The sequence below is a fragment of the Nocardioides sp. YIM B13467 genome (assembly GCF_042788075.1).
In the GTDB taxonomy this organism is placed as follows: Bacteria; Actinomycetota; Actinomycetes; order Propionibacteriales; family Nocardioidaceae; genus Nocardioides.
Genome location: NZ_JBHZPJ010000007.1, coordinates 113,601 through 124,930, shown reverse-complemented (window position 1 = coordinate 124,930; position 11,330 = coordinate 113,601). Strand labels below are relative to the sequence as shown.

The following is an 11,330-nucleotide window of genomic DNA, read 5'->3' as shown; positions in this document are numbered from 1 at the left end:
CCGCACGGGCCCGGTCAACTGCGATGCCAGTCGCCCAGCTTGGCCGGATTGAGCACGATCCACAGCGTCGCGATCTCGTACCCGGTCGTCTCCGCGCCGATGACCGCGACAGCGCGAGAGCCACGGCGCAGGACCAGTCCGGCGCGGCCGTTGACGGACTCGACGGCCAGGTCGACACCGGTCTGCCCGCACAGCGTCGTGACCAAGCGGGCGACCTCCGCCGGACCGTGCAGAGGCTCGTCAGGGCCGGGTACCAGTCCGCCCGCGTCGCAGGTGCCGACGACCTCGACGCCCAGGACAGCGGTGAGTGCCGTGATGTCTCCCCGGCCACAGGCTTCGGCGAACCTGCGTACGACCAGGTCGTGTCGATCGAGCGGACCCCAGGATGTGCGCACATCGTGCCCCGTTCTTTCGCGGTCGCAGGTGTGTCCATCGGCGACTCAGCCTGCGGCGGACACGCCCTTGTTCTTCTCGGGGTTGACCAGCCAGAGCACCTGATCGATGCCTTCGGCAGTGGCGCCGACGGTGACCAGGCCGTACGCGGAGCCGTCGCGGACGAGTACGGCGGACGTCTGTCCGTTCGTGGTCGTCCAGCGCACCTCGACGCCGTCCCAGAACCAGGTGGAGATCGCCTTGAGGAACTTCGCCACCCGCTCCGCGCCGACGAGCGGCGTACGGGCGATACCCTTCCGGCCGTTGCCGTCGGACAAGCTGGTCACATCCGGCGTGAAGAGCCGCTCCAACGCGGTCAGGTCGCCGGCGCGGGCGGCGGTGAGGAACGTGGTCAGCAGCTCCCGCTGCTCTTCCGCGGCCACCGGCGCCCGCCGCTCGCCGGCGATGTGCTTGCGTGCCCGGCTGACCAGCTGACGTACGGCTGGTTCGGTCGAGGTCAGGATGTCCGCGATCTGCGCGTAGGAGTATTCGAAGGCTTCTCGCAGGACGTAGGCGGCGCGTTCGCTCGGGGTGAGCTTCTCCATCAGCAGCAGGGACGCGAACTGCAGAGCCTCGGCCCGCTCGGCACCCAGGTACGGGTCCGCCCCGGTGTCAACCGGTTCGGGCAGCCAGGGACCGATGTAGGTCTCGCGCCGTTTCCACGCCGATTGGAGGACGTTGATGGCCAGCCGAGTGGTGGTGGTCGCCAAGAACGCCTCCGGGTTGGCCACCGTGGACCGGTCGTACGCCTGCCAGCGAAGCCACACGTCCTGCACCAGGTCCTCGGCCTCGGTGACGCTGCTGAGCATGCGATACGCAATCCCGAACAGGCGCGGACGTACCTGCGTGAAGACAGCGGTGGCCGCCTCGAGATCCTCCGCGTCACCGATCTCACGCACCTCGGAATCCGTCATCCCACGCCCCCACCGTCGTCACTCGATCGCCGTCCGGCACCAGCCAAACTCTAGAGGCTCTCAGAGTGCCGCCGCCCGACGATCGTGATCGCTCGTGGTCACTTCGCCGGCGGCGGGTTCAGCGGCAACCAGTCGGCGAACCGGGTGTCCGACAGCTGCGCGTCGGGGCCTGGCAGGAGCATGTCCTTGTCCAGCAGCGCACCGAAGTAGCGCGCCTCCGGGTCGGTGACGACCTCGCGGGCGTCGCCGCGGTAGCTCAGCCCGGTGCGGATCAGCTCGTCGAGCCCGAACTGCTCGGGACCCGCCACCTCGACAGTGCCGTTCAGCGGCGCGCCCACGGAGACTCGGCCAACCGCGGCGGCCACGTCCTCGCCTGCGATGGGCTGGATCCGCGCGTCGGACAGACGGACCGTGTTTCCCTCGGTAGCCGCTTGGGCGATGCTGCCCACGAACTCGAAGAACTGCGTGGCGTGCACGATCGAGTACGGCCGTCCGGACTCCTTGATCAGCCTCTCCTGCTCGATCTTCGCGCGGAAGTAGCCGCTCTCGGCGAGACGCTCGGTGCCGACCACCGACAAGGCCACGTGGTGTCCGACCCCAGCCTTCTCCTCGGCGGCGAGGAGGTTCCCGGTGGACGTACGGAAGAAGTCCAGCACGGCATCGTCGGCGAAGGAGGGCGAGTTCGAGACGTCGACCAGGACCTCAGCGCCCTCCAGCACCTCGGCCAGCCCTTCGCCGGTCAGGGTGTTCACGCCCGAGTCGGGTGAGGCGGGCACCGCTTCGTGGCCGTGCTCGGCCAGCTTCCGGACGAGCTTCGAGCCGATCAGGCCAGTTCCGCCGATCACGACGATCTTCATGGTGTTCCTTCCATCTCGCGTCCCGGCCGATCCGGAACGTCGCTCATCAGTCAGGACCGGACAGGCCCGTGGTTTGTGACAGAACGCCCGGCGGCGGATGCGATCGGCCGTCCTCTTTCCGGTCTTCGTCACAAACCGAGGGCCGGTCCGGTCCTGACTGGAGACACCGACCTGACGAACCGAGGTACTTCATGGACACCCGAGGCGCCCACGCCATCGACACGATCGACGATCTCCGACGCCACCTGCAGTGGGCGATCGAGCTGGAGCACGCGACGATTCCTCCCTACCTGTGCGCGCTCTACTCCTTGGACCCGGCCCGAAACCCCGAGGCCGCCCAGGTCGTGGGCACGGTCCTTGCCGAGGAGATGATCCATCTGGCACTGGCCGCGAACCTGCTCAACGCCGTCGGCGGCTCTCCCAAGCTCGACGCGCCGGAGCTGCTCCCGGCGTACCCCCATCCGCTGCCCCACGGCGACCGGTCCGTCCACGTCCATCTCGTCCCGTTCGGCCCGGAAGCGCTCGAGCTGTTCCTACGTATCGAGCAGCCGGCGTCCGTCGACGCGCCTCCGCAGGATGACGAGTATCAGACGATCGGGCAGTTCTACGCCGCGATCGAGGCCGGCCTACGCACCCTGTGCGACCGGCTGGGCGAGGAGAACGTGTTCAGCGGCGACCCGTCCCGGCAGATCGGCGAGTTCCACCTCAGGGGCGGAGGCGGCGAGGTGCTGCCGGTCGTCGACCTGAAGTCCGCGTCGGCCGCGCTGGCGGAGATCGTCGAGCAGGGCGAGGGCGCCGCGCGTACGAACGTGTGGGACGGCGATCGCGACGTCTTCCACCCCGACCGGGACGAGGTCGCGCACTACTACAGGTTCCAGGAGCTCCGCCTGGGCCGCCGCTACCAGACCGGCGACACACCGCAGTCCGGGCCGACCGGCAAGGAGATCGCGATCGACTTCGACGGTGTCCTGCCGATGCGGCCCAACCCGCGTACCGCCGACTATCCGGAGGGCAGCCCCATCCGTGTCGCCCAAGAGGAGTTCAACCAGACCTACAGCCTGGTTCTGTACCTGCTCGAACAGGCCTTCAACGGTGATCCCAGCCAGATGCAGGACGCTGTCGGCGCCATGTTCGGGCTCCGCAAGCAGGCGATGGCGCTGATGAAGATGCCGACCGGCGACGGAAAGACCACCGCCGGTCCGTCCTTCGAGTACGTGCCACCCGAGCAACGGAGCTGATCCACCCACGGCCACTCGACATCACACGATCCACGGCGGCGATACGGCCTGCCCTCCGTCCGGTGTCGACGCCTGTCCGCTCGCCAGGCCGACCACGACAAAGTCGGCGCCAGAGTCGGTGCGGATCTGCCGCGGAGTGCCGGCAGACATGACGACGGTGTCGCCGACCGACAGCTCGATGGATTCGCCGTCGATGACGACGGTTGCCTCACCTTCCAGGACGTGCCAGACCTGCTCGACATCGAAGGTGTGCACTGGTCCGCTCTGGCCGGGGTGCATCCTGACCCGCCACAGGCTCAGCGCCTCGGTGCCTCCCTGCGTCGGCGAGGCGAGGGTCGTCATCAAAGCGTTGGGCGTCTCGGTGCGGCGGGTGTCCGACTGAGCGATCTTGGTGGCAAGCATGGCGGCTCCTTTGTTTTAGACAACTTGGTTGTCTAAAACATTAGAGTGGCCTTCGCGATATCGTCAACCGGGTTGTCGACAAGAGGAGTTGGGTTGATGAGTGAGCCTGGATGGAAGGTCGTACTCCTGCTGGCCGGCGCATTCCGCCAGGGTGTCGATGCGCTCAACAGCGAGCTGGCGGCGCAGGGCTATTCCGGAGCTAGACCACTGCATGGCTTCGCACTCCAGGCCATCGGGCCCGACGGGTGCACCATCAACCAGCTCGGCCAGCGCCTCGGCGTCTCGAAGCAGGCCGCGGCCAAGACAGCCGCCGGGCTCGAGAACGCCGGTTACATCTTCCGCGATCCCGTCCCCGGTGACCGACGAGCAGTTCTCCTGCGGCGTACGCAACGGGCCGAGGAGTTCCTGACAGCGAGCGCAGTCGGCTTCGAACACATCGTGGGCCGCTGGCGACGTCAACTCGGCGCCGACCGATTCGACGCGATGGTCGAGGCACTCGCCGAGGTGGCCGATGGCGGGCCCGTCGGCGATCTGCCGGGCTGGCTGACGCAGCGGCCCGGTCGCGATACAGGAGGATTGACGGACGGTCCGTCTTGAAGCCTGACGGGATCGAGCGCGCGGTGACCAGCGGTTGAGGTCTTTCTGCCCTTGCTGGCCGCACGCTCGGGAGCCTAGGAATTGCTCATGAGACGACTCGTAGTGGCGGGCTCCGCGGCCATGACGATCATGGCCGCCGCGCTCTTCACCACGGTCTCGCGAACACGACCAACCTCGAGTCCGTCTCCGGCGAGGACGCAACCGGGCCGCTGTCGGTGGTCACCGCGGCGGCCGCATTGTCGGCGGTGTACTGATGGCGTACGCAGCGAAGTCCGTGCCGATGACGCTGGCGCAGGGGCTCGTGAAGCAGGAGGACAAGCCCGGCGACGCGGCGGAGACGAGCATGCTGGTCAAGGCGTGCGGGATGCTGTATCAGCGCACGGCCGCGTTGCGAGGTAGTGGGCTGGGAGGGGCATCGCGATGACGCACATCTCTGGAGAGGTCACGATCGACGCGCCGGTCGAGGAGGTGTTTGACCTGGTCGCCGACGAGCGAAATGAGCCGAGGTACAACCCTCGGATCGTCCGCGCCGAGAAGTTGAGCGAGGGACCGGTCGGCAGGGGCGCACGCTTCGTCGCCGTTCCCAAGGGCATGGGCGCCAGGGGCACGATGACCCTTGAGGTCCTGGAGTACGACAGGCCGTATCGGCTCCACAACGTCGTGCGCTCGTCGTACATGCAGGTCGACGGCACCCTGACCTTTGAGAACGTGGATGGCGGGACGCGGCTGAGGTGGGACTGGGAGATGGGCCTGGTCGGCCCGACGCGGGTCTTCTCCCCGCTGCTTGCCCTGATCGGCCCGGGCTGGGAGCGTCAGAACTGGATGGGTCTCAAGCAGTACATGGAGTCAAGCCGTCGCTGAGCTCCGTCCGGCATGCTTCACGGTGCCACCGCCCTCCTTCGCCACCACGTCATTGCACTCGGGGGATCTGCCTCGACCATCGGCCGCGCAACGTGCGCACAGTGGTCGCAGGGGGTATCCAGACAAAGTCCACTTGTTGCAGGCAGAGTCAGAGTTCGCCGCATCTCGGCAGAGAGGAGTGGGCTCAGTGCGCCATGTCGACGAAACGGCTGTAGTGACCCTGGAAGGCGACGACGAGGTCCCGGGTGGGGCCGTTACGGTGCTTGGCGATGATCACGTCGGCCTCGCCGGGGCGGGTCGACTCCTTCTCGTAGACGTCGTCGCGGTGGAGGAGGACGACCATGTCGGCGTCCTGCTCCAGCGAGCCTGACTCACGGAGGTCGGAGACGGCGGGGCGCTTGTCGGCGCGCTGCTCGGAACCACGGTTGAGCTGGGACAGCGCGATGATCGGGACCTCGAGCTCCTTGGCCAGCAGCTTGATCTGACGGGAGAACTCGGAGACCTCGAGCTGACGGGATTCGACCTTCTTGCCGGAGCTCATCAGCTGGAGGTAGTCGATGACGATGAGCCGGAGATCGTGGCGCTGCTTGAGCCTTCGGGCCTTGCTCCGGATCTCCATCATCGTCATGTTCGGGCTGTCGTCGATGAACATCGGCGCGCTGGAGACCTCGCCCATCTTGCGGGCCAGCTTGTTCCAGTCGTCGTCGGACATGTTGCCGTTGCGGATGTGGTTGAGCGGCACCTTGGCCTCGGCGCTCAGGAGACGCATGGTGATCTCGGAGCGGCTCATCTCCAGGCTGAAGAAGACGCTGGTCAGGTTGTTGTGGATCGAGGCCGCACGACAGAAGTCGAGAGCCAAGGTCGACTTACCCATCGCGGGTCGCGCCGCGACGATGATCATCTGCCCACCGTGGAAGCCGTTGGTGAGCTCGTCGAAGTCGGCGAAGCCGGTTGGGACGCCGTAGAGGCCGGCCTCGCGGTTGGAGATCGCCTCGATCTCGTCGAGGACGCCGTCCATGATGTCGGCGAGCGGGGAGTAGTCCTCACCGGAGCGCTTGTCGGTGAGCTTGAAGACCTCGGCCTGGGCCTCGTCGACGATGTTGTCGACCTCGCCCTCGCCGGCGTAGCCGATCTGCACGATCTTGGTGCCGGCCTCGACCAGGCGGCGCAGGACCGACTTCTCCCGGACGATCTCGCCGTAGTAGCCCGCGTTGGCGGCGATCGGGACGTTGGAGGCGAGCGTGTGCAGGTAAGGGGCGCCACCGATGCGCTCCAGCTCAGCCTTGCGGCGCAGCTCGTCGGCGACGGTGACCATGTCGGCGGGCTCGCCACGACCGTAGAGGTCGATGATCGCGTCGTAGATGGTCTCGTGGGTCGGCCGGTAGAAGTCGGTGCCGCGCAGCGTCTCGGAGACGTCGGCGATGGCGTCCTTCGAGATCAGCATCGAACCGAGGACAGCCTGCTCGGCCGCCATGTCCTGCGGTGGCGTGCGGTCGTTGACCGCGCGCGGGGCGTTGCCCGGTTCGTACGCCGCGGGGCCGTCGCCCCACTCCTCGAACGGCGGCTCCGGGAAGTCGCCCGGACCGCCCATCGAGCCGGTCTCAGTGACGCTCATTCCCTTGCCCCTCCGTGGTCTGCGGATCGTCGCGGCGTGATCTCGGTCGATTCGGTGCCACGCTACGGGTGAGCACCGACAGTTCTGCTCGCGCCGTCCTGGGCCGACCGTCGACGACACCCTCAAGTCTCCGCGACCCTACGTCGCAGACCACATCGGCGACAGAGGGTTATCCACAGGCCCTGGGGATAACCAGGGGATAGCGGTGGACGACACCCTGGTCAATGTGAACAGCCTGGGGAAGTGCCTGTGTATAACTAGCTTCACAGGATTGGTAAACCCTGCCTGACCTGCAATTTTACTATCCATAGGCTGTGGACGAAAGAAAGTCGGCGCCCCGTCGGGGTTCTTCGCCGAGATCGTCGTACCCCCTTGGGCGTTTTGTCGACATAGCGCCGCAACGACGTTTTCCACAGGTTTTCCACCTGCCCTGAACAACGCTCCGCGCCGACGGTGTTTAACCTTGAGATCGTGACGAGCCGGGCGGATGCGAAGAGCTACTCGAAGACCGACCGCCGAGGCCTCGACAAGGAGATCTGGCGGCTCGCGATCCCCGCCTTTCTGGCCCTCGTCGCCGAGCCGCTCTTCCTGCTGGCGGACTCCGCGATCGTCGGCCACCTCGGCACCCGCGAGCTCGCCGGCCTCGGTGTCGCAGGCGTCGTGCTTCAGACGATCGTCGGACTCTGCGTCTTCCTCGCGTACGGCACCACAGCATCGGTCGCCCGCCGCATCGGCGCCGGAGACACCGCGGGTGCGCTACGCCAGGGGATCGACGGGATCTGGCTCGCGGTCATCATCGGGGTCGTCGTCACGGTCCCGGTGATGGTCCTGGCCGAGCCGCTCAGCCGGGCCGTCGGCGCGGGCGACGAGGTGGTCGGCCCGGCGACGACCTACCTACGGATCGCCGTCCTCGGGGTGACGCCGCTGCTGATGATGCTCGCGGCGACGGGTGTGCTCCGCGGACTGCAGGACACCAGGACTCCGCTGGTCGCGGCGGTCGTCGCCAACGTACTCAACATCGTGCTCAACCTCGCCCTCGTCTACGGCGCCGGGCTCGGCCTCGCCGGTTCGGCGATCGGCTCGGTGATCGCCCAGGTGCTGGCAGCCGGGATGCTGACGTACGTCGTGGTGCGGGCAGCGCGCAGTCAGGACGTACCGCTGCGGCCGGACGTGCCCGGGATCCGTGCCTCCGCCCGGGCCGGCGTGGCGCTCGTGGTCCGCACACTGACGCTGCGCATGGCGCTCCTGGTCACGACGTACGCCGTCACCCATCTCGCCGTCGGCGATCAGGCCGTCGCCCTGGCGACCCACCAGATCGCCTTCACGCTGTGGACCTTCCTGGCGTTCGTGCTCGACGCGATCGCGATCGCCGCGCAGGCGCTGACCGGGCGGTCGCTCGGTGCCGGCGACACCCGGGAGACCCGGGCCATCACGGCCCGGATGGTGTGGTGGGGCGTCGTGATCGGGGTCGCGGCCGGCGTACTCCTGGCCGCTCTCTCCCCGTTCCTCGGCGCACTCTTCACCGAGGACCAAGCGGTGCGGGAGCTGTTGGTGCCGGTGGTCATCGTGGCGGCGATCGCGCAGCCGATCGCGGGCGTCGTCTTCGTCCTCGACGGGGTGCTCATCGGAGCCGGCGACGGGCGCTACCTGGCTTGGGGCGGGGTCTGGACCCTCGTCGCCTATGTCCCGCTCGTCGCCCTGGCCGTCGCCCTCGGCGGTGGGCTGGTGTGGGTGTGGATCACCTTCGCGGTCGGTTTCATGGGCGCGCGCTTCGTGGTGCTGACGCTCCGTGCGCGAAGCGACCGCTGGCTGGTCACCGGCGCCTGAGCCCGGTTTCTAGGCATCGGTCCCACATACTCACTTGTGCCCCAGCCCGGGCGCACGCCAAGGTCATCCCATGGCGACCGATCCGAAGACCACCTTGAAGACGTACATCGACGCTCGCCGCGAGGCGCTGATCTCCAAGGTCGAGGATCTCTCGGAGCGGGAGGCGCGGCTGCCGCGTACGCCGACAGGCACCAATCTTCTCGGCATCATCAAGCACGTCACCGGGGTCGAGGCCGTCTATCTCGGCGCGACGTTCGGGCGCCCGTTCCCGCATCCCGAGGAGCTGATCACGGACGAGCAGTGGGACATCGACCCGCAGGCGGACTGGTACGCCACCGAGGACGAGACGATCGAGGGCATCATCGACCTCTACCGTCGGGTCATCGCCCACGGTGACGAGACGATCGAGGCGCTGTCGCTGGACGCCATCGGGCATGTGCCGCACTGGGGCAACGAGGAAGTCACACTGCACCAGATTCTGGTGCACCTCTTCGCCGACCTCGCCGGTCACGGCGGACAGGCCGACATCCTTCGCGAAGAGGCCGACGGCGCCGTCGGCTGGCGCAAGCCGGGCGACAACATCCCGTCGGAGTACGACTGGCCAGCGTACGTCGCGAAGCTGACCGACATCGCGAACAAATTCTGACGCCTCGGCGAAAAACGAACAGGCCCGCCTCCCGGAGGAGGCGGGCCTGTGTGGAATCCCTAGATCAAGCGGGGACCACGTTGAGGGCCAGCTTGGCGGACACCTCGTCGTGGAGCTTGACGGAGACCTCGTGGGCACCGAGGGACTTGATCGGGTTGCCCAGCGCGATGGTGCGCTTGTCGATCGACTCGCCGGTGGTCTCGGAGACCGCGGAGGCGATGTCGGCGGCGGTGACGGCGCCGTAGAGGCGGCCGTCCTTGCCGGAGCGGACCTTCACGTTGACCGTGTTGGCCTCGAGCTTGCCCTTGATCTCGGCGGCGTGAGCCTCGTCGCGCACGGAGCGAGCCGAGCGCGCAGCCTTGATCGAGTCGGCCTGCGACTCGGCGCCGCGGCTCCAACGGATGGCGTCGCCACGCGGGATCAGGTAGTTGCGGGCGTAGCCGTCCTTGACCTCGACGACGTCACCGGCGGAACCCAGCCCGGTGACCTCCTGCTGAAGGATGATCTTGGTAGCCATGTCGATCCTCCTCAGCGACCGGTGGAGGTGTAGGGCAGCAGAGCAACCTCGCGCGCGTTCTTGACGGCGATGGCCACGTCGCGCTGGTGCTGGACGCAGTTGCCGGTCACGCGACGGGCGCGGATCTTGCCGCGGTCGGAGATGAACTTACGGAGGAGGGTGGCGTCCTTGTAGTCGACACCGGTCGCCTTCTCCTTGCAGAACTGGCAAACCTTCTTCTTAGGCTTGCGAATCACTGCCTTGGCCATTGTGGTGCTTCCTTTCTAGAAGCCCGGCCCCAGCCGCGGAGCGGCATATGGGTTGAGTACCGGAATGGTTGAGGGATTCGGAATGTGGATCTGTTGATCAGAAGGGAGGCTCGTCGTTGCCCACGCCCGGGGTCGCCCACGGGTCGTTGGCCGGCGCGCCGCCGCCCGCGTTGGCGGGCTGCTGCGGAGCCGGCGAGGCCCACGGGTCGTTGCCACCGGCCGGAGCCTGCTGGCCGCCACCACCCTGGGGGCCGCCGTAGCCACCACCCTGGTTGTAGCCACCGCCGCCACCCTGGTTGTAACCGCCGCCGCCACCCTGGCCGCCGGACTGCCGGCTGGCCTTGGTGACCTTGGCGGTCGCGTAGCGGAGCGAGGGACCGATCTCGTCGCACTCGAGCTCGAAGACAGTGCGCTTCTCGCCCTCACGCGTCTCGTAGGACCTCGACTTCAGGCGACCCTGAGCGACGACACGCATGCCGCGCTGCAGGGACTCGGCGACGTTCTCAGCAGCCTGGCGCCAGATCGAGCAGCGCAGGAAGAGGGTCTCCCCGTCCTCCCACGCGTTGGTCTGGCGGTTGAAGCTGCTGGGCGTCGAAGCAATCGTGAAGTTGGCAACGGCTGCACCCGACGGCGTGAAGCGAAGCTCCGGGTCGTCGGTGAGGTTGCCGATCACGGTGATGACGGTGTCGCCTGCCATGAGATCTCCCTTGAGTCTGATCTGGGTGTCGGTGTCGGTTCAGGAGTTCCAAATAAATGTGAACTGGCCGTGTGGGTTCAAACATAGGACCCGGCACCGACAATTACCGACGGTGACATCCGCGTCACTTGGACGGACGGATGACCTTCGTACGCAGGATCTGCTCGTTGAGGCCAAGCTGGCGGTCGAGCTCCAGAACGGTCTTGGGCTCGGCGGTCAGGTTGACGACGGCGTAGATGCCCTCGGCGTTCTTGTTGACCTCATAGGCCAGACGACGGCGGCCCCAGACGTCAACGTTCTCGACGGTGCCACCATCAGTGGTGACGACCTTCAGGAACTTGTCAAGGGTCGGGGCGACGGTGCGCTCATCGAGGCTGGGCTCGAGGATCACCATTACTTCATAGGCGCGCATAGCGTTCTCCACCTCCTACGGACTCGGCGGCCATGGTCTCTCCATGGCAGGAGGGCTGATGCGATGT

At 67.2% G+C, this 11,330-nt stretch carries 15 protein-coding genes; 6 read left to right on the top strand and 9 right to left on the bottom strand.

Going from position 1 to position 11,330, the window contains the following annotated elements; all coding sequences use genetic code 11:
• Window positions 1–14: 14 nt before the first annotated feature.
• The 3 genes from ACFX43_RS02125 to ACFX43_RS02115 form a co-directional block, all read right to left on the bottom strand.
• Complete coding sequence (locus ACFX43_RS02125) at window positions 15–395, bottom strand: hypothetical protein (RefSeq protein WP_378816413.1); 381 nt, start codon at window positions 393–395, stop codon at window positions 15–17.
• Window positions 396–440: 45 nt separating this feature from the next.
• Window positions 441–1,346, bottom strand: coding sequence for an RNA polymerase sigma-70 factor (locus ACFX43_RS02120; RefSeq protein ID WP_378816410.1), 906 nt, complete (start codon window positions 1,344–1,346; stop codon window positions 441–443).
• Window positions 1,347–1,444: 98 nt separating this feature from the next.
• Complete coding sequence (locus ACFX43_RS02115) at window positions 1,445–2,203, bottom strand: SDR family oxidoreductase (protein WP_378816407.1); 759 nt, start codon at window positions 2,201–2,203, stop codon at window positions 1,445–1,447.
• A gap of 191 nt (window positions 2,204–2,394) precedes the next feature.
• On the opposite strand from ACFX43_RS02115, the gene ACFX43_RS02110 reads away from it, so the two are divergent.
• Window positions 2,395–3,441: a ferritin-like protein gene (locus ACFX43_RS02110; RefSeq protein WP_378816404.1), complete on the top strand. Its 1,047-nt coding sequence runs from the start codon at window positions 2,395–2,397 to the stop codon at window positions 3,439–3,441.
• A gap of 21 nt (window positions 3,442–3,462) precedes the next feature.
• On the opposite strand, the gene ACFX43_RS02105 is transcribed toward ACFX43_RS02110, so the two are convergent.
• Window positions 3,463–3,843 (bottom strand): cupin domain-containing protein, encoded by a 381-nt coding sequence (locus tag ACFX43_RS02105; RefSeq protein WP_378816401.1) that lies wholly within the window; start codon window positions 3,841–3,843, stop codon window positions 3,463–3,465.
• Window positions 3,844–3,939: 96 nt separating this feature from the next.
• Between ACFX43_RS02105 and ACFX43_RS02100 the strand changes: the two genes are divergently transcribed.
• The 3 genes from ACFX43_RS02100 to ACFX43_RS02090 all read left to right on the top strand — a co-directional run bounded on the left by ACFX43_RS02100 (window position 3,940) and on the right by ACFX43_RS02090 (window position 5,301).
• Window positions 3,940–4,440, top strand: a complete 501-nt coding sequence (locus ACFX43_RS02100; protein ID WP_378816398.1) for a MarR family winged helix-turn-helix transcriptional regulator — start codon at window positions 3,940–3,942, stop codon at window positions 4,438–4,440.
• 253 nt (window positions 4,441–4,693) lie between these two features.
• Window positions 4,694–4,864: a hypothetical protein gene (locus ACFX43_RS02095; protein WP_378816396.1), complete on the top strand. Its 171-nt coding sequence runs from the start codon at window positions 4,694–4,696 to the stop codon at window positions 4,862–4,864.
• Entirely contained in the window at window positions 4,861–5,301 is a 441-nt protein-coding gene (locus tag ACFX43_RS02090; protein ID WP_378816393.1) for an SRPBCC family protein, read from the top strand. Before ACFX43_RS02095 ends, ACFX43_RS02090 begins: the two co-directional genes overlap by 4 nt.
• A gap of 184 nt (window positions 5,302–5,485) precedes the next feature.
• Here the strand turns inward: ACFX43_RS02090 and dnaB are convergent, their stop codons facing one another.
• Window positions 5,486–6,916 (bottom strand): replicative DNA helicase, encoded by a 1,431-nt coding sequence (dnaB, locus tag ACFX43_RS02085; RefSeq protein ID WP_350665421.1) that lies wholly within the window; start codon window positions 6,914–6,916, stop codon window positions 5,486–5,488.
• A gap of 471 nt (window positions 6,917–7,387) precedes the next feature.
• Here dnaB and ACFX43_RS02080 point away from each other — a divergent pair, with 471 nt between their 5' ends.
• A complete protein-coding gene (locus tag ACFX43_RS02080) occupies window positions 7,388–8,743 on the top strand; it encodes an MATE family efflux transporter (RefSeq protein ID WP_378816389.1) in 1,356 nt (451 codons plus the stop codon).
• A 70-nt stretch (window positions 8,744–8,813) separates the two neighbouring features.
• Window positions 8,814–9,389, top strand: a complete 576-nt coding sequence (locus ACFX43_RS02075; protein WP_378816386.1) for a DinB family protein — start codon at window positions 8,814–8,816, stop codon at window positions 9,387–9,389.
• Between the two features lie 64 nt (window positions 9,390–9,453).
• Here the strand turns inward: ACFX43_RS02075 and rplI are convergent, their stop codons facing one another.
• The 4 genes from rplI to rpsF form a co-directional block, all read right to left on the bottom strand.
• Window positions 9,454–9,906 carry a 50S ribosomal protein L9 gene (gene rplI, locus ACFX43_RS02070; protein WP_378816384.1) on the bottom strand — a complete coding sequence of 151 codons (453 nt, stop codon included), beginning with the start codon at window positions 9,904–9,906 and terminating at the stop codon, window positions 9,454–9,456.
• An 11-nt stretch (window positions 9,907–9,917) separates the two neighbouring features.
• Window positions 9,918–10,154, bottom strand: coding sequence for a 30S ribosomal protein S18 (rpsR, locus tag ACFX43_RS02065; protein ID WP_008355445.1), 237 nt, complete (start codon window positions 10,152–10,154; stop codon window positions 9,918–9,920).
• Window positions 10,155–10,251: 97 nt separating this feature from the next.
• Window positions 10,252–10,851 (bottom strand): single-stranded DNA-binding protein, encoded by a 600-nt coding sequence (locus ACFX43_RS02060; RefSeq protein ID WP_378816382.1) that lies wholly within the window; start codon window positions 10,849–10,851, stop codon window positions 10,252–10,254.
• Between the two features lie 124 nt (window positions 10,852–10,975).
• On the bottom strand, window positions 10,976–11,263 hold the full coding sequence (gene rpsF, locus ACFX43_RS02055) for a 30S ribosomal protein S6 (protein WP_091044123.1): 288 nt from the start codon (window positions 11,261–11,263) through the stop codon (window positions 10,976–10,978).
• Between the last annotated feature and the right edge of the window lie 67 nt (window positions 11,264–11,330).

Coding starts and splice junctions, on each gene's coding strand:
- ACFX43_RS02120 (WP_378816410.1), bottom strand. CDS start 1,346: ATGACGGATTCCGAGGTGCGTGAGATCGGTGACGCGGAGGATCTCGAG.
- ACFX43_RS02115 (WP_378816407.1), bottom strand. CDS start 2,203: ATGAAGATCGTCGTGATCGGCGGAACTGGCCTGATCGGCTCGAAGCTC.
- ACFX43_RS02110 (WP_378816404.1), top strand. CDS start 2,395: ATGGACACCCGAGGCGCCCACGCCATCGACACGATCGACGATCTCCGA.
- ACFX43_RS02105 (WP_378816401.1), bottom strand. CDS start 3,843: ATGCTTGCCACCAAGATCGCTCAGTCGGACACCCGCCGCACCGAGACG.
- ACFX43_RS02100 (WP_378816398.1), top strand. CDS start 3,940: ATGAGTGAGCCTGGATGGAAGGTCGTACTCCTGCTGGCCGGCGCATTC.
- ACFX43_RS02095 (WP_378816396.1), top strand. CDS start 4,694: ATGGCGTACGCAGCGAAGTCCGTGCCGATGACGCTGGCGCAGGGGCTC.
- ACFX43_RS02090 (WP_378816393.1), top strand. CDS start 4,861: ATGACGCACATCTCTGGAGAGGTCACGATCGACGCGCCGGTCGAGGAG.
- dnaB (WP_350665421.1), bottom strand. CDS start 6,916: ATGAGCGTCACTGAGACCGGCTCGATGGGCGGTCCGGGCGACTTCCCG.
- ACFX43_RS02075 (WP_378816386.1), top strand. CDS start 8,814: ATGGCGACCGATCCGAAGACCACCTTGAAGACGTACATCGACGCTCGC.
- rplI (WP_378816384.1), bottom strand. CDS start 9,906: ATGGCTACCAAGATCATCCTTCAGCAGGAGGTCACCGGGCTGGGTTCC.
- rpsR (WP_008355445.1), bottom strand. CDS start 10,154: ATGGCCAAGGCAGTGATTCGCAAGCCTAAGAAGAAGGTTTGCCAGTTC.
- ACFX43_RS02060 (WP_378816382.1), bottom strand. CDS start 10,851: ATGGCAGGCGACACCGTCATCACCGTGATCGGCAACCTCACCGACGAC.
- rpsF (WP_091044123.1), bottom strand. CDS start 11,263: ATGCGCGCCTATGAAGTAATGGTGATCCTCGAGCCCAGCCTCGATGAG.